This is a genomic window from Micromonospora sp. NPDC005172 (genome assembly GCF_040608555.1).
Taxonomy (GTDB): Bacteria; Actinomycetota; Actinomycetes; order Mycobacteriales; family Micromonosporaceae; genus Micromonospora.
On record NZ_JBEXIL010000016.1, the window covers coordinates 15679 to 31224 of the forward strand.

The following is a 15546-nucleotide window of genomic DNA, read 5'->3' on the forward strand; positions in this document are numbered from 1 at the left end:
CAGGCCGCAGGAGAAGCTGGTGGACGAAAAAGATCCCGAGTTGCAAAGTTTTTTCATCAGCTACGCAACAGAAGATCGAGATTGGGCCGAGTGGATAGCGGTAGAGCTTGAGGCTGCTGGCTATTTGACGCGGTACCAGACGGCCGATATTCGCCCAGGTAAGGATTTCGTTCACGAAATGCAGAAGGGTGTAATATCGACAAGTCGGGTGATTGCTGTGTTAACGCCCGCATATCTAGAGTCGCAGTTTGGGGCCGCAGAGTGGCGGGTAGCGTTTGCCCAGGACCCGAGCGGAGAACTTGGCTTATTAATTCCGGTCCGGGTAAGGGATTGTGAGCCGCCGGGCCTATTGATGACTCGCGTCTACGTAGACTTAGTGGGCTCTGACGAGGCTGCAGCGCGTAAGAAATTGCTGGCTGCGGTGGATAAAGAGCGACCACGGCCTGTTTCGGCGGCGTTCCCTGGTGCACGCGTGAGACCATCATCTCCTCGTGATGTGCATTTCCCCGGGGCGAGCTCTGCGGCATCGAATGACAGCAAAATCATAGAGCAAATGGGCCAGCAACTGTTGGCCCATCCTGCCGACGGCCTTGACAGTCGTTCAAGGCCAAGGATGATTCGTCCCTTACCTGGATTCGTGCCGCCACATGTAACGGGCCGTGAGAAGGTAGTCGGCGAACTAAGAGCTGTCCTCGAGCGGCCGGGCGCTGTGCTGACAGCCCTTGTAGGGGGGGCCGGCGTTGGCAAGACCGCAGCGGTCGCCAAGTTCGCTCGAGAGCGGGGAAGTAATTGTGCGATCGACTACCTAGCGGCTGGCGGTTACCCCCCGCTCAACGCCGTAACGGTGCTGGAGGGATTGGCCTCGGCCCATTCCGACCTTCGAATTCGGGCGGCATTGCTGAACCGTATCAGTGACCGTGACCTTAGTGTACTGGCAAAGCTTGATACGGTTCTTAGTGCTCTTGGTGGGCAGCGCGTACTGATTATCCTCGACGACTTGGAGCATTTGCTTGACGATGACGGCAAACTCCGTGACGAGACACTGCTGGCGCTGCTAGATGACCTGTCGGGTCGCGACAAGCATGCCGTCCAGGTCCTCCTCGTCACGACGCAGCGTCCGCGGTCGCCGGTAGTGACCTCTGTTGGAATGCTAGACGGCCTACCGCCGGAGGAGCTGCGCGAGTTTTTATCGGGCCTTGCTTCTGCGACCGGGAAGAGTCTGTTACCCATGTCTTCGCGGCAGTGGGGTCTATTTACTAGTCTGACGCGAACCTGGCCGCGTCCTGCGGAACGCATCCATGGCATGGCGGCAGGTAGGCCAGCGGCGCTGCAGACTCTCCTCGACACCATGACGAGCGGGCGGACGCTCGGCGAGCTCACTGTTGCAGCACTCGGCGACATCGAGCTTGACGTAGCACAGGCTTTCGCGATTTATAACCGCCCTGTGTCGGCAGAGGCAATAATGGCACTCGTGAGGGAAGCGACCCGCAACCGCATCGCCGAAGCCGTGACTAGTCTTATAGGCCGAAGAATCGTCCGGGCGGCCGGTAAACGCTTCGAAGAGGATGAAGAGCGATTCTCATTGCTTCCTGCCGAGCGCGCCGAATTTCTCACGGCAGATGCTGAGGTGCGGACGACTCTTCAACGCCGTGCCGCTCATTACTTCTACCGCTGTGCTCACGAGTTCGAGGCTGCCGCAGGGCTAGGCGGCCTGATTGACCTTGAACCGTACCTAAACTCGATTGAACTATATTTAGATTGCGGTGATGGCGAACGCGCTTTGCGAATCATGAAAGAGGTCGACCACCGTTATCTGAAGGGGTGGGGGCAGACATGGGTGCTGGCCGTTTATTTGACGCGGCTCTCTTCAATAACGACCGACACGAACGCACTTGTTCTTGTCGACAGCCTCTTGGGTCGGGCGCTAATGCAGCAAGGAAAACTGCACGAGGCTGTTGAACACGTATTGCGCGCGGGTCGACGCAACGCAGAGCTGAGGGACAACGAAAATCAAGTCATACTCCTCAATCAGCTCGGGGTGTCTTACCTGGCCCAGGGTTGGGTCGGTGCAGCGCTCGACGCCTTTGATGAATCGGTCGAAATTGCAAACTCCGGCCGCGAACTCTGGAGTCGGGCAGATGCGCGTTATAATCAAGCGGTTTGCTTGATTGAATTGGGGCGCTTAGATGCCGCTACCCGATCTGTTGCATGCGCTCGGCAAGATCTCGGAGGCCTGGTTGGGGGCGAGCTCACAAGTAGCACGGACGACGCAGATAATGGGCGATTGGCTGCGAGGCTGTTGTTCGCCGAGGCCAAGATTGCACTCGAAAGAGGCGAATACGTTACGAGCATTATGCTGGCTGAGCGGGCTAGCGAAGAAGCACACAGTAATGGCGCCAAAATACTCGCTGGCACGTGTGACGACTTGCGCGCGTGGGCATATTTGCTCGATGGTGACGATGCAAGCGCTATCGTTGCAGCTAAAACCGCGCATCGGCTCGCTGCGGAGACGAGTCATCCGAACCTTCTGAGGATTACTGGCACAACACTTGCTGTGCTGCACCTACGCCGTGTCGATCTCGAGAACGCCCATGCGGCTGCTGATTTGGCCGTGCGGTCCGGACATGGCATGCCAGGGGCGGGGGCGTATGCCTTAAGAGGGATTGTGGAGTGGAGGCGTAGGCGTCGGCGGCCAGCGGAAGACGACTTTGCACGAGGGCTCGCGATCTTGAGGAGAGTGCCCAACTCGGAGCCGAAACTCTACGACTCTCTTGACTTCAGTGCACTTCAGCTTGCGGGCATGGCGCTCATCCGACACTCTACGTCTGATGAGGCATCAGCGCTCGCCGCATACCAGTCCGCCATCGAGATCGCGGGCTTTGCCGGTGTTCAAGCGCGTAGGCGCATCCTCTTTCGCGAGCTGGTAGCAGACGATCATGATGGACTTGCCAGCCTCCGGGAACTGCTTAGGGTCCGAGCCACCCCTTTGCCTGAGCCGTAACCAGCGCATCCGCGCGTCCAACTGCACCGATGCGGGTATAAAGGTTTCGCAATAGGCGGAACATCATTCGCTCCGAGTACCCAGCCTCGAGCGCGAGCTGGCCAACGGTCACTCCACGGGAAAGACTACGAAGCCATTCCCGCTCCTGGTTGGACGGATGCTCATCAGATGGTGTCGATGGCTCAGGGGAGATCAGAGCTCGAAGCACGTCGAGCGAGATTGTGCTTCGTCCATCCAAAGCCGCACTAAATGCTTCGCTTAGCGCTGCCGGGCTGGTGCTTCGAGGCAGTATGCAGGCGGCTCCGAGGCGGAATGCTCGCACAGACGTCTCGACCGTGACACGTTCTGCCAGTACGACGAGCAGCGTGTCAGTCGTGCTGCTGTTGAGTGACTCCAGTAAGCCCCAGTCGCTATCGGACAGCAGTGTAAAGATCAGCGCGGCGGGCTGCTGGTCATGCAGCCAGGCTAGGGGATCGTCCGGGGCTTCAGGCTCGAAGCCGGCATCGCGAAGGGTCGCCATCACTCCACGCCGGAAAACGGGCAACGGGTCCGTGACGGCAATCCGTACGACCATGAGAGCCGGTACCTCCGAGCGAAGCGGCCTGATGCCCGCTGATCATCGCCGATACTGCCATGTTTGACCAACTGAGCCACGGCCTGGCATGGGTCTGCCACTCGGATTGCGTCATGGACCGGCAAGCGGCGACCGCCCTAGCGTCAGGCAAAGCCACTTGACGTAGGAGGATCAGCGATGATGACAGTGGGAAGCGAGGGCTCGGATCGTTCCCTTGGTCAGAGATCCGCACAACCTGATTCGGACTTCCGCGTCGCGCGAGCCTTTGGCGGGGGCGTGACGAATGCAGGGGTCTCGAGCCCGAGTGGCCGTGTTCGCATCCACGAGCGGATCTCAGCGCTGATAGATGAGCTCTACAGGTATGGTCCTGAGATGATCGATCGTGTTGCACGCACGGGGTCGGGTTCCGCTTCCCTTGCGCGGCGTGACCTTGACGAGGCCGTGGGACATCTCAGAGGCGCATTGGAAGCCATCCGGAGAATTAATGCATAGCATGCAACGTCTCCGACAGCGAGACCTCGCGCGGCACTTGGTTTCGTGAACTTTCTCGTCGAAAATAAGCGATATTTGTCACGACCAAGCCCTCCGAGTTGCGACAAGAAGTCTCCGTAGACCCGATAGAGGTTGTATAGACGTACCGGGATGAGCTAGCGTATCGGGTGGCAGTCCCTCCGGGCTTGCCGCCCTACGATATTGAGCTCGAATTTGGGCCCGGGCGACCTGGTCGTCGATTGCCTCTTACGCGGCCTGTACGTGACGCGCCTGCGGGAAGGTGGCTAATGAGCGAATCCGCCGACCTCGTTCTGGCATACTGGAACGAACATCGCCAGCAATTGCGGCAGTGCGAGAACCAGCGCGCTACTATGACCAATTTTATCTTGGTCGTAACCGCCGCGCTTAGCGGTCTCGTCATTCAGCAAAAATTCGCGCTCAACACCTTACCGCTGGGTGTATTGATAGTCATGATAGGCACTTTCGGCGCTGTTTTGTCTGCCAAATACCACGAACGAGCTGCTTACCACCTTGGTCAGGCCCGTGCGTTGACCGCTACTCTAAAAGATATGAAAGCTCTTGGTGAAGACGTCAATATTGTCGAACGCCGCCAAAGTCATTATGCTGCCTTTCCCCGCATGAATCGGGTCCGCCTTCACGCGCTTTGGACCGGCCTTCATGTCGCCGTCGCTCTGTACGGCCTTGCGTTAACTATGACAACTGCCTTTATTTAGCTGCTCGATCGCGCCTGCGCGGGTGCGAAGGTGAGGCGTTGTCTCGGTGGCGCGACTGGACCGCATTTAGAATGATGCTGCCGCAGATTGTGAGTGGCGAGGAGGGCGGCTGCTCAGCGTCCAGTCACACCATGGTGCGACGCAAGCCAAGCTAGCGCTGAAAACGGATTGAAACGACTGCAGGCAAGGTGCCGACAACTACAAAGGGAGTTGCCGGCGGGCTGGCAGTTAGATCGGTTCTCGCGTCCGCTTATTGGCCAAAAGGGACGGTCAGGCCCCCTGCAAGATAGGCCGGGGTGCGTCGGTCACGGGCACGCATCCCCGCACCAACTCGGGTGGCAACGTTGCTCGGGAGGCGGCGCTCAGCCTCATTGCACGAGAAGAAGGCGGCGTCCTCCAACTCCCGACCCTGCAGGTTGAAGCCATCGCGGCGGGCGACGGACCCGCAGTCAAACGTGAAACTGATGATCGCACGGGGGCGCGGCCCGGCAGGCGGTGCCCAGTCGACTACGAGCAGAGCGCCCACCGGCAGCATGACGCCCAGCTCTTCTCGAATCTCGCGGGCGCAGGCGTCATGCGGGTACTCGCCCTCGTCTACGTAGCCGCCGGGAAAGGCCCATTGGTCGCGGTACGTGGGCTTGACGAGCAAGACGTTGCCCGCCGGGTCGGTGATGAAAGCCGCAGCGGCAGCGTAGAAGGAGGCCAGGTTGGCATACCACGTGGCAGGCTCCGTCCAGGTCACCCCGGTGACGGTAGCGGACACGCCCAAGTACGCTCTTGCCCTAGGTAGCTGCTGGCGTAACTGCGAGAGCAACCAGGGCCTCGTTGACCTGGGGCGATGACTGGTGCGGCCGGAGATTGTTCGCGAGTTCGCGGAGGCGCTGACGGAGGCGTACCGACTGGACGCTCGCAACGTCCCGCGCCAACGTCCGGCTCCAGTCACACGCCGCATCGGTGTCACCAGCGCGGGCATGGGTCGAAGCGATGAGGGCGGTGTGCAGGGCGCGGGTTCGAGTGTTCTGGCTGCCAAGGTTAAGTGCTTCGGGCGCTTGTAGCAGGGCCTGCGGGTACAGGCCCAGGTCGCCCAGGCATCTCAGCGCGGCCCCGGCCAGGTGGGCCGGCGTGAAGTAGCCGATCCAGCGTGGGCCAGGATCGGTACCCGTCCGGCCGAGACAGCGCTCAGCCTTGTTGAGGGCGAGTTGGCAGGCCCGCCGCTCGCCTGCCTGTCCGTAGGCAGTGGCGGCGGTGGCGTGTAGCCGCGCGAGAACGGTGGCGGGGGCACGGCCAGCCCCGTCAATGGCAGCTTCGGCGAGCCGAGCAGCCTCCCGAGCATGTCCAAGAAACACAGCCTGGGTGGCAAGGTTCGCCAGCAGGTGAGCGCCGTAGAGGCGGTCGTTGCCGGCCTTTGCAAGCCGCAGACCGAGGATCACGTGATGTTGCGCCATGGCGTGTTCGCCCGCGTCATAGGACATGAAGGCGAGTTGACCGGCGAGCGTTGCCGCCGCGCGCATGAGGTCGCGTCCCACCGTATCGGTGTAGGCGCCCCGCAACATCGGCCCGACCTGGCGAACAAGAAGATCGGCCATGACGGCACGGGTGTGCGGAGAGCCGCTGCCGTGACGTCGGTCCATGTCGGTGAAGTGGTCCGCCAGCGCGTAGAGCGATAGAACATCTGTTGCCGTCACCTGCTGTCGACCCTGCCGATTGACCGTCTCGTCGGGCAGGTCATACCGCCAGCCGAGGGCCGCCTGGAGGGCTTTGCCGCTGTCGAAGGTCCCGTCTGTCGTCCGGCCGTGGTGCTTGGCCAGCGTCGTCCAGATCTGGTCGGTGGCATCTATCGCCGCATCGACGGAAGCGGGGTAGACGCATGATCCGGTGCTGGAGAGAGCGCCAAATCCCAGCTCTGCCGCGGAGATAGGACGCCCGAGTTTGCGAGCGAGTGTTTCGGTCATGGCGGCTTGAACGTTCTCTCCGGGCGTCCGACCGCGCAGCCACCAGTAGACGCTGGCCGCGTCGTATCGCCAGGCGCCCTGCTCTCGGCCTGCGTGGTTGAGCTGGCGTGCGAATGCGGCGTGCGCGTTCCCATAACCAGCGGCAGCCAACAACCCTTCGAATGCTGCATTGGTCACCGGTCGCGCCATGTTCCGCCTCCAGCCATTACGCAACTACCAACAGTGATGAGCCTATGGCTTACCGACGTCCTATGGGGACCCGCGCAACCCCGCGCAAGCCACGTCCTGACCTGCGCAACCGAGCACATCGTTCGCCATCTGGCCCGTGCGCTCGCGGTCGGCTTCCCTGGTTGCAGGGAGTTCCTGGGGCGGCGACAGATGTTGACTGTCGAGCCCTGGTAGACGGAGGTGGAGATGCCAGGCGACGAACCGACGAGCCGGGGTGAACAGGCTGAAGCTGCCGAGCGGGAGGCGGCCAAGCAGCGCATTCTCGCCCAGGCCGAGGCGGAGCGCGTACCCGTGGAGGACACGACCCGCGCGGTCCCGGACCGGCGGTGGCGGCGTGACCAGCGATGACGTCCCGATCGGTCGACGGGTGGCGAGCTGGCGGGTACGGCGGCAGATGACCCAGCAGGTGCTTGCCGACCGGCTGCGCAGGTCGAAGAGCTGGGTCGACAAGATCGAGCGGGGCGTCCGCCCCCTGGACCGGTACTCGGTGATCCAGGAGGTGGCCCACGTCCTGCGCGTCGAGCCGGAGGCGCTGCTCGGCCAGCCGCCCAGCACTCCGGCGGGCACGCCGGACGGCGTGGACGACATCCGGGCCGCGCTCGCCCGCTACGACACCCCGGAAGCCACCCAGCAGACGCCGGAAGAGGCAGGAAGGCAGGTCGGGCACGCCTGGTTGACCTATCAGCATGCGCACTACGGCGAGTTGCTGCGGGTGGTGCCGGGTCTGCTCGACACCGCCCAGGGTGCGCGGTCGGCGGAGCTGCTGGTGTCGGCGTACCGGATCACCTCGTCGCTGCTGGTCAAGCTCGGCGAGGCCGACCTCGCCTGGTTGGCCGCCGACCGGGCGATGGGTGCCGCCGGTGACGACCCCGTCCTCGCGGCGACGGCCGCTGTCTCGGTCGGGCAGGCGCTGCGCGCGTCGGGCCGCGACCGCCTGGCCCTGGCCGCGACGCTCGCCGCCGCGAACCACGTCCGGCCGCAGCGGCCGGCAGGGGAGTGGGCCGTGGGTGGGACGCTGCTGCTCCAGGCCGCCCTCGCCGCCGCCGGCTGCGGCGAGCACCGGCACGCCGCCGCGCTGACCGACCGGGCCGCGGGCGTCGCCACCAACCTTCGGGGGTACGACGATCAGCACCGCACCAGCTTCGGCCCGGTCGCCGTCGAGCTGGTACGGGTGCTGCTGGCGGCCGCGCGGGACAACTCGGTGGAGGCGCTACGGCGGCACTCGATCGTGGTGCGGCGGGAGGGCTGGCGGTGGTTGCCGGCCGAGTATCGGGGCGCGTACCTGCTCGACGCCGCGCGGGTGTACGTGCACGCCGGTGACCTGCGCGGGGCGGCGCGCGCTCTGGTCGACGCGGACAGTGTCGCGCCGGGTGAGGTCCGGGGGCGGCCTCTGGCGCGTACCCTCATCGCCAATTGTGCGCGGGCGCGGCCGGCGCCGGCCGGCGTGGCGCGACTGGCGACGCTGGTCGGCCTCACCCGATGAATCGGTGCGCCCCGCCGAGCCGATCGGCCTCAAGATCCGCGCAACATCAGGGAAACTGCTGTCTCCCGCGTGCCCGAGGCAGCAGTTTCGGTGAAGTTGTGCGGGTGCTCAATCGGGCACTGCGACACGTCGACGATCAGCCAGCATCGACAAGGGTCGTACCTACCCCGCAACCCCTTGTGTGGCGCGGATAACCTCTCGGCCATGGCTGAGTACCGCAATCCCCATGGTGTCTCGGCGCTGCGGGCTGCACTGACGGCCATCATGTGCGGAATCCTGGTGACCGGTCTCGGCGTCACCATCGTTTGGGATCATCGAGGTTGGCCGGGGGAGGTCTACACCAGCGCCACGCTGATCAGCACATCTGAGACGCCACCACGCGCGAGTCGCCATGGCACGTACTACGACTTTCAGTACGCCGTACCCGATGGACGGCAGGTGCTCCGCCGGGAGATGGTCACCCGCAGCGGCTCCCCCAACCGCGACGGTGACTCGGTCACGGTCCTCTACTCGCCGGATGCCCCGGAGCGGGGCCGGCTGTGGGTGTCCCGAGGCGGGGCGGAGTATCTGGTCGCGCTCGGCGGGATAGCGCTCGTGTTCGTCGGGCTCTGGGGCGTCATCCATGAGCTTCGCAAACGGCGTCGCCGAAGGCACGCGGCAGCCCTCGCGTAGTTGACGCGACGCTCGCCCCCGCAAACCGCGGCCGGCCGCGACGATCAGCACGCACCAGCTTCGGCCCGGTCGCTCCGAGCTGGTACGGGTGCTGCCGGCGGCCGCGCGGGACAACCCGACGGAGGCGCTACGTCAACGCTCGATCACCGCTGCTCGGACTGGCGGTAGCGCTCAATGGCACCGAGCAGAACCTCGGCGGGTATCCGCACCGCGCCCTCGCCGGGAAGAACGTTCTCCAGCTCGCCCACGGTGTCCTCGTCGATCAGGTTCCCCTGAACGACAAGCTCCCCGCTCTCTCCCAGGTAGACCGTAGGGCACCCGTTGCCACCCGAGCCAGGATCTTTGTAGAGCTTGGTCAGCTTCATGGTGACCTCCATCAGAGAAACAGACGGCTGGCATGTGCTGTCGGTCAGGAGAGTAGTGCGCAGCGTAGTGGCCCAACAAGTCGATAACGTGGGTCTGGCCCGTTGGCGCGTACTCTCATCGCCGATGTCGTCCGTGCGCAGCCGGCGCCGGCCGGCGTGGCGTGACTGTCGACGCTCGTCGGCCTTACCCGTTGAGCACCTGCGGCGACGGAATCAGCCTGGATCGATAGTCTGCTCTCCGTTACGGATCGTGACGTCGACACCGCCGGAGGTGCGCAGAGTGGGCAGATGGTTCAACCGCAGCCGTAAACGCGACGACGAGCCACCGCGCGAACCGAAGCCGACCGGCCCGGTCATCGAGATCACCGTCAGCGGCGGCGGTCGTCCACCGGTGACGCAGACCATCGGCGGTCCGACCGCCTTCGGGTTGCAGTACCACGCCTTCCACGACCAGTACGGCGCGTCCGACCCGCGGACGTTGGAGGCGGGAAACCGCTACGCGCAGGAGTTGATGCGTACCAGGGACGTCGACACCGCCGTGGCCGTCTATCAGGAGGTCGTCGGGTTGCGCAGCTCGGCGCTGGGGTCGGAGCATCCGGACACCCTGCGCACCAAGCACAGCCTGGCCTTCGCGCTGTGGCAGCGCGGCTCGCACGCCGAGGCGGAGCTGGTGCAACGAGACGTCTACGAGGCACGCCGCCGGGTGCTGGGCGACGACGACGCCGAGACGTTGCGCAGCGGCAACAACCTCGGCTGGTTGCTAATTGAACTGCGTCGGATGGACGAGGCCGAGCCGCTGCTGCGGCGGGTCGCCGACGGTATGGCGCGGACGCTGGGCAGGGACGACGCGGACACCCTGGCCTGCCAGATGAAACTGGCCGGCCTGCAACACCTGCAGGGCAACAGCCAGCAGGCCGAGCGGGCCCTGCGGGACGTGGTCCGGCGGATGACCAGGACGGTGGGCCCCACCAGCCCGGTGACGATGCAGGCCCGCAGCAATCTGCTGGTCGTCCTGCTCGACTCCGGCCGGGCGGCCGAGGCGGTCGAACCGGCCCAGGCGCTCGCCGACGACGCCGGGCGCGTGCTCAGCACCACCGACGGCGTGTCTCTGCATGCCCGGCACTCTTTGGCCAGAGCGCTCGCCGGGGCGGGGCGGCAGGCTGAGGCGATCCGGTTGCTGGCCGACACGCTGCCGGACAGTGAGCGGGGCCGGGGCGTCGACCATCCCGGAACCCTGGAGATGCGGACGCTCTTCGCCCAACTGCTCATCGAGGCGGGTGACCGGCGGGCGGGCGGTGTGGCGCGCGCCGCGCTGGCCGGGTGCGAACGCGTGCACGGCCCGGGTCACCCCGACACGGAGAAGGCGCGGGCGCTGGTCCGGCGCACCCGCTGATTCCGACGAAGGTCAGCCTCCGGTGTGGATGTGCGCCGCCCACAGCGTCGGCGCGAGCGGGTAGCGGTCCCGCAGCCGGCGCACCGCCGAGTGCAGCGCGTACGCGGCCGACCCGGTCGCGTCGCCGTGCTCGTAGAAGGCGTCGGTCAGCGCGAGGGAGACCGTGTCGTCGACCTCCCACAGGGTGCCGATGACGTGCCGGAACCCGGCGAGTTGGAAAGCGCCGGTGATGTGCAGCGCCTCGTCGACGAGGGTCGGCGGGGCCTGGGCGGTCGCGCAGGCCGACAGGAAGGCGAACTCCGCGTCCAGGTCGAGCCGGGACACGTCGGCCACGGTGAGTGGGCTGTCCTGGTGGTCGTGCAGGAGCAGCCGGCCCTGCGCCGCGTCGTGCGGGTCGGCCACGGCGTGGCACGCGAAGTGCGCGTAGGCCGAGTCGACCAACCGGTCCAGGACCTGCTGCCGGGTGGCCGTCGCGTCCAGCCCGGTCCACGCTCCGGGCAGCGCCCGCGCCGCCGACGCGGCCTCACGTTCGGCGCTGGGCAACGCCCCCGGGCCGCCGGGAGTGGCGCGCATCGCCACGACGCAGGACCGGGCGTCGGGCCGGGACGGGCGCGCCCCGGTCCGTTTGCGGGCGAGCGCGGTCACCGTCGGGGTGTAGGAGGAGACCACCCGGTCGAGGGCGGACCGGCCGGCCTCGGCCTGCGCGGCGTGCAGAGGAAAGAACGCCAGCGGACCGACCGGGCACCACCAGACGCGCGGCAACTCGCCGCCCGCCTCCGGCGCGCCGATCGCGTCCAGCACCGGCCCGACAAGGGCAGACCACAACCATTCGAGTACGCCCCGGAGTGCCGACTGGGCGCGCAGCCGGCTCCGCGCGTCCGCCGTCGGATCGGACGCCGTGGTGGTGGCCTCCTGGAGCAGCCGTAGCTGCGTCATCGCATCGGTCAGCGACAGATGAGGCAGCGGGAGCACCGTGACGCGGTGCTCCCGCAGGATCAGCGCGTCGCAGCGCAACTCGCTCGCGATCGGCACGATAACGGTCCCGTCGACCTGGTCGAGCAGTTGCCGGGCGGTGGGCGTGCGCAGGAAGTCGCCCAGGCCGGGCAGCTCCCGGATCGTCGTCAGCAGCACGTTCCACTCGGTCTCCCGGTCCCTGCCGAAGGTGGTGGGCCGGGACGATTCGGGAGCGGGCGCTTCGAAGTCCCGGCGCATCCGCTGGAAGTCGGCCGCCAGACGCCCGTCGGCGCGTTGGAGCGCCGCCCACTCGCCGTCCGCCGTCAACCGCTGGTGCAGCAGCAGGCCCCGGCCACGCTCCAGCAGCTCCACGGCCCGCTCCGGCTGCCCCGCGCCGATCGCGCAGGAGGCGGCAGTCGCCGCCAGCCCGGCCGTCGAGCCGAGGTCGGCGTACTGGTCGTGCCGGGTACGTCCCCGGGAGGCCAACCGGGGCAGCAGCGTGATGGCCTCGTCGAAGGCGTCCGTCGCCTCCTCCCACCGGCCCAACGTGGTCAGCGTGTAGGCCGCCTTGTCGAAGGCCTGGATTCGGACCGGCACGGCCCCGGACTCGATGCGGCCGGCGGCGAGCGCTCGCTCGGCGGCCTCGGTCAGGAGCGCGGGCTCACCGGTACGCAGGTAGGTCGCTCGCAACGCCTGGGCGATGGACAACCCGGTCTCGACACGATGCGGATCGCGCGCGGGCAGGGACTCCAGCGCCTTGCGCAGCAGGACGAGCGACTCTTCCAGGTAGGCGGGCTCCCCGGTGGCGTCGTAGAGCAACCGCAGGCTGTAGCCCAACTGGTCCAGGTACAACGCGTGGTTGGCCTCGCCGCGTACGGACAGCGCGAGCGCCCGGCGCAGCAGGCCTATCGCGATCTCCAGGGCGGAGACGTCGCCCGTCAGCTGGTGCGTCTTCATGCCGACGGTGGAGAGGCTGGCGAGCGCCATCCGATGGTGCGGATGCCGCTCTCCGACGGTGCTCAGCGCGCCGGCGAACTCCTCCCAGGCCTGGCCGAGCAGCTCGGCACGGCCGGTGCGGTCGACAAGGGTGAGCAGCGTCTGCCCGAGCAGGAAACGCGCGTCGATGCTCTGTGAGGTGTGGTCCCGCAGCACCGCGACGGCCCGTTCGACATCGGCGGTGTGGGTGGTCCCGGCCGCCCTGGCCAGCAGGCACCGGGCTCGCAGCATGACGATCTGGTCCTGGTTCGGCCCGGTGGTGTCCACCGACGACAGCAGGTCCAGCGCCTCGTCGACGTAGTCCTCCACGCCGGTGAGCTGGAAGGCGTGTAACAGCGCCTCCGCGTGGATACCCCGCAACGCGGGTCGGTGCTCCACACTGATCCAGTTCTCGGCCAAGTTGGCGATGGAAGTGAGCCGGTAGAGCGTGTCGACCGAGCCGTCGAAGTCGTGCCGAACCCGATAGACCTGGCACTTCTTGAGCATCAGCACCGCGCTGTTGCCGAGGTCGGCCGAGGCGTCCTCGGCGAACTGCAGATACTGCTCGGCGATGTCCAGGAGCTGCGGCTCACTCTCGATCCGGGCCCTGGCCAACAGCACATCGGTGTACGTGACAAGCGCGCGGACACCGTGCGCCGTACCCAACTCCGCGGCCAGAAAGGAGTCGGCCATCGTGCGGATCGCGGCCTCCAGCACGACGGTGGCCTCGATCAGGTCCTGCCGCGCCTGGTCCGCGTGGTAGCGGTCGAGCAGCGCGGCCCCCAGCTCCACCTGGGCCTCGGCCCAGCGCCGGTCGCCACGCCGCTGCCCGGCCGCGACACGACGCCAGTCGTTCACGGCGTCCCTTGCATAGCCACCCACCGGCGCACCTTCCCGTCGCGGTTGCCTCCCAGCCTGCCAGCCGTGCGCCACATCGACAGGAGATAATCGGCCGATGAGTCAATCGGCGCCGGACAGGCGACTCGACGACGACCGGGCCGCTCGACTGGCCCGGATCTGCGCGGACATCGCGCAGGTGGGCGACCTGCTCGGGCCGGAACCGGCCCGGGCCCTCACGCGGCTGCGGGATCGGTCACTGTCCGATCAGGGCGTGGACGCGGTGCTCGCCGAGGTGACCGAGTTGATGCGCGTCGGTGGCCTGGTCGGTGGTGACACAACCGTACGGAGCGATCGTTACCTGCCGTTGGCCGGCATCCACGGCCGCCGCCCCGAAGTGGTCCAGGTGTGCCCCGCCGACCTGTGCGACCGGGTCGAGATCCCCCGGCCGGACACCGGCCCGTCGCCGCACTGCGCCGTGTGGGACTGCCCACTGCCGACGTTCCGGATGGACCGGTGAACGCGGTCATCGCCTCGCTCGGCGGAAAGCTGGCAGAGCGGTGGCTCGCCGGACTGGCGCTGCCCGGTGTGGTGTTCGTGGCGATGGTCGCCGCGGCGGTGCGACTCGGCCACACCCACTGGTGGGACCTGCGGCTGCTGCGGCAGGAGGTGGATCGGCTCGCCCTCGGACCACCGGCCCGGGGCACCGATTCCGCGCTGCTGATCGTCCTCGGTGTCGTGCTGGGCGGTGTCGTCGCCGCGATGGCCGCCCAGAGCCTGGAACGCCTGGTCGTGGCCCTGTGGACCCAGCACTGGGGTCGGGCCGGCGATGCCGTGACCCGCCGGCGGCGACGCCGGTGGAACGCCGCCATGGACCGGTACGAGAACGCCCTGCGGGACAAGGCACGCCGGTTGCGGTCTGCCGACGGTGACGCCGGACCACTACCGGACACCCAGGCGCTCGCCCGCGCCTGCGACCGGATCGCGTTGACCGAGCCGGACCGCCCGACCTGGATCGGTGACCGGATGCAGGCCACGGCGGTACGGGTGCGGGCCTGCTACGGCCTGGACCTGGCCGCCGCATGGCCCCGGCTGTGGCTGCTGCTGCCCGAGGAGACCAGAGGACCGCTCGCCCTCGCGCAGGCCGACTTCGCCGCCGCCGCCCGACGGGTGGGCTGGGGGCTGCTGTATCTGGCGCTCGGCCTGCTGTGGTGGCCCGCGGCGATCCTCGGCCTCGGCCTGTGCGTGGCGGGCTGGCGACAGGGCCGCGGCACGGTGTCCGTGCTGGCCGACCTGGTGGAGGCGGTGGTCGACCTGCACGTACGCGCCCTCGGCGCCGCGCTGGGCCATCCCACCGACGGCACCTTCGGCGCGGCCGATGGAAAGGCCGTGACCCTCCTGCTTCGCAAGGACCGGTGATCCCCAGGGTCAGGTGCCGGCGGCCGGGCGGGGTTTCCGGGAACGTGAAAACCGGGCATGTATCCCGGCACTGCTGGAAGGGGAGAGACAGCGATGCTGGTAACCGGTTATCTCGGCGCGGTGCTCATCGGCGCCCTCGTCGGCCTGCTCGGTCGGCTCATCCTGCCGGGGAGGCAGCGGATCGGCATCTTCGCCACGTTCGTCCTCGGCGTCGGCTCGGCGGTGCTGGGAACTGTCGTCGCCAGGGCGCTGCACGTCGACGACGACGCCGGCGTGCGGGTGTGGGTGCTGCGCTGGGACTGGATCGTGCTCGCGATCCAGGTCGGCCTCGCGATCATCGCCGTGGCGCTGGCGAACATGCTCACCTTCACCCGGCTTGCCGGCGGTGACGACACCCCTCGTCGGCGGGTCCGGCGCCGCAAGGCCAAGAGCGAATCCTGATCCCCGCCACGCTGATCCGCTCCCAA

At 66.9% G+C, this 15546-nt stretch carries 14 protein-coding genes; 9 read left to right on the top strand and 5 right to left on the bottom strand.

What is annotated here, in order from left to right; all coding sequences use genetic code 11:
• The first annotated feature begins 19 nt into the window (after positions 1-19).
• Positions 20-3001 (top strand): toll/interleukin-1 receptor domain-containing protein, encoded by a 2982-nt coding sequence (locus tag ABZV06_RS13595; protein WP_355621278.1) that lies wholly within the window; start codon positions 20-22, stop codon positions 2999-3001.
• Here ABZV06_RS13595 and ABZV06_RS13600 read toward each other — a convergent pair.
• Positions 2967-3521 carry a DNA-binding response regulator gene (locus ABZV06_RS13600; protein ID WP_355621281.1) on the bottom strand — a complete coding sequence of 185 codons (555 nt, stop codon included), beginning with the start codon at positions 3519-3521 and terminating at the stop codon, positions 2967-2969. The two genes, ABZV06_RS13595 and ABZV06_RS13600, sit on opposite strands and share 35 nt — an antisense overlap.
• Positions 3522-4354: 833 nt before the next feature.
• On the opposite strand from ABZV06_RS13600, the gene ABZV06_RS13605 reads away from it, so the two are divergent.
• Positions 4355-4801 carry a hypothetical protein gene (locus ABZV06_RS13605; protein WP_355621284.1) on the top strand — a complete coding sequence of 149 codons (447 nt, stop codon included), beginning with the start codon at positions 4355-4357 and terminating at the stop codon, positions 4799-4801.
• A gap of 250 nt (positions 4802-5051) precedes the next feature.
• On the opposite strand, the gene ABZV06_RS13610 is transcribed toward ABZV06_RS13605, so the two are convergent.
• Together ABZV06_RS13610 and ABZV06_RS13615 are read right to left on the bottom strand one after the other, a co-directional pair.
• Positions 5052-5543 carry an NUDIX hydrolase gene (locus ABZV06_RS13610; protein ID WP_355621287.1) on the bottom strand — a complete coding sequence of 164 codons (492 nt, stop codon included), beginning with the start codon at positions 5541-5543 and terminating at the stop codon, positions 5052-5054.
• Positions 5544-5583: 40 nt separating this feature from the next.
• Positions 5584-6942, bottom strand: a complete 1359-nt coding sequence (locus ABZV06_RS13615) for a hypothetical protein (RefSeq protein WP_355621290.1) — start codon at positions 6940-6942, stop codon at positions 5584-5586.
• 225 nt (positions 6943-7167) lie between these two features.
• Here ABZV06_RS13615 and ABZV06_RS13620 point away from each other — a divergent pair, with 225 nt between their 5' ends.
• The 3 genes from ABZV06_RS13620 to ABZV06_RS13630 all read left to right on the top strand — a co-directional run bounded on the left by ABZV06_RS13620 (position 7168) and on the right by ABZV06_RS13630 (position 9136).
• The gene (locus ABZV06_RS13620; protein WP_355621293.1) at positions 7168-7329 is read left to right on the top strand and encodes a hypothetical protein; all 162 of its coding nucleotides are present in this window, start codon (positions 7168-7170) and stop codon (positions 7327-7329) included.
• Complete coding sequence (locus ABZV06_RS13625) at positions 7316-8464, top strand: helix-turn-helix domain-containing protein (protein WP_355621296.1); 1149 nt, start codon at positions 7316-7318, stop codon at positions 8462-8464. Before ABZV06_RS13620 ends, ABZV06_RS13625 begins: the two co-directional genes overlap by 14 nt.
• Positions 8465-8668: 204 nt before the next feature.
• Positions 8669-9136 (top strand): DUF3592 domain-containing protein, encoded by a 468-nt coding sequence (locus ABZV06_RS13630; protein WP_355233248.1) that lies wholly within the window; start codon positions 8669-8671, stop codon positions 9134-9136.
• 143 nt (positions 9137-9279) lie between these two features.
• On the opposite strand, the gene ABZV06_RS13635 is transcribed toward ABZV06_RS13630, so the two are convergent.
• A complete protein-coding gene (locus ABZV06_RS13635; RefSeq protein ID WP_355233250.1) occupies positions 9280-9501 on the bottom strand; it encodes a hypothetical protein in 222 nt (73 codons plus the stop codon).
• Positions 9502-9781: 280 nt separating this feature from the next.
• Between ABZV06_RS13635 and ABZV06_RS13640 the strand changes: the two genes are divergently transcribed.
• Complete coding sequence (locus ABZV06_RS13640) at positions 9782-10894, top strand: tetratricopeptide repeat protein (protein ID WP_355621299.1); 1113 nt, start codon at positions 9782-9784, stop codon at positions 10892-10894.
• A 12-nt stretch (positions 10895-10906) separates the two neighbouring features.
• Here ABZV06_RS13640 and ABZV06_RS13645 read toward each other — a convergent pair whose 3' ends face one another.
• Positions 10907-13705, bottom strand: coding sequence for a CHAT domain-containing protein (locus ABZV06_RS13645; protein WP_355621302.1), 2799 nt, complete (start codon positions 13703-13705; stop codon positions 10907-10909).
• A 73-nt stretch (positions 13706-13778) separates the two neighbouring features.
• Here ABZV06_RS13645 and ABZV06_RS13650 point away from each other — a divergent pair, with 73 nt between their 5' ends.
• The 3 genes from ABZV06_RS13650 to ABZV06_RS13660 all read left to right on the top strand — a co-directional run bounded on the left by ABZV06_RS13650 (position 13779) and on the right by ABZV06_RS13660 (position 15520).
• A complete protein-coding gene (locus ABZV06_RS13650; RefSeq protein WP_355621305.1) occupies positions 13779-14180 on the top strand; it encodes a hypothetical protein in 402 nt (133 codons plus the stop codon).
• On the top strand, positions 14177-15079 hold the full coding sequence (locus tag ABZV06_RS13655; RefSeq protein WP_355621308.1) for a hypothetical protein: 903 nt from the start codon (positions 14177-14179) through the stop codon (positions 15077-15079). Before ABZV06_RS13650 ends, ABZV06_RS13655 begins: the two co-directional genes overlap by 4 nt.
• Positions 15080-15172: 93 nt before the next feature.
• A complete protein-coding gene (locus ABZV06_RS13660; protein WP_355621311.1) occupies positions 15173-15520 on the top strand; it encodes a GlsB/YeaQ/YmgE family stress response membrane protein in 348 nt (115 codons plus the stop codon).
• Positions 15521-15546 lie beyond the last annotated feature (26 nt).

Bases quoted from the DNA above. Each gene is read 5' to 3' on its own strand.
- ABZV06_RS13600 (WP_355621281.1), bottom strand. From the start codon at position 3,521: ATGGCGACCCTTCGCGATGCCGGCTTCGAGCCTGAAGCCCCGGACGAT.
- ABZV06_RS13630 (WP_355233248.1), top strand. From the start codon at position 8,669: ATGGCTGAGTACCGCAATCCCCATGGTGTCTCGGCGCTGCGGGCTGCA.
- ABZV06_RS13620 (WP_355621293.1), top strand. From the start codon at position 7,168: ATGCCAGGCGACGAACCGACGAGCCGGGGTGAACAGGCTGAAGCTGCC.
- ABZV06_RS13635 (WP_355233250.1), bottom strand. From the start codon at position 9,501: ATGAAGCTGACCAAGCTCTACAAAGATCCTGGCTCGGGTGGCAACGGG.
- ABZV06_RS13605 (WP_355621284.1), top strand. From the start codon at position 4,355: ATGAGCGAATCCGCCGACCTCGTTCTGGCATACTGGAACGAACATCGC.
- ABZV06_RS13615 (WP_355621290.1), bottom strand. From the start codon at position 6,942: ATGGCGCGACCGGTGACCAATGCAGCATTCGAAGGGTTGTTGGCTGCC.
- ABZV06_RS13650 (WP_355621305.1), top strand. From the start codon at position 13,779: ATGAGTCAATCGGCGCCGGACAGGCGACTCGACGACGACCGGGCCGCT.
- ABZV06_RS13660 (WP_355621311.1), top strand. From the start codon at position 15,173: ATGCTGGTAACCGGTTATCTCGGCGCGGTGCTCATCGGCGCCCTCGTC.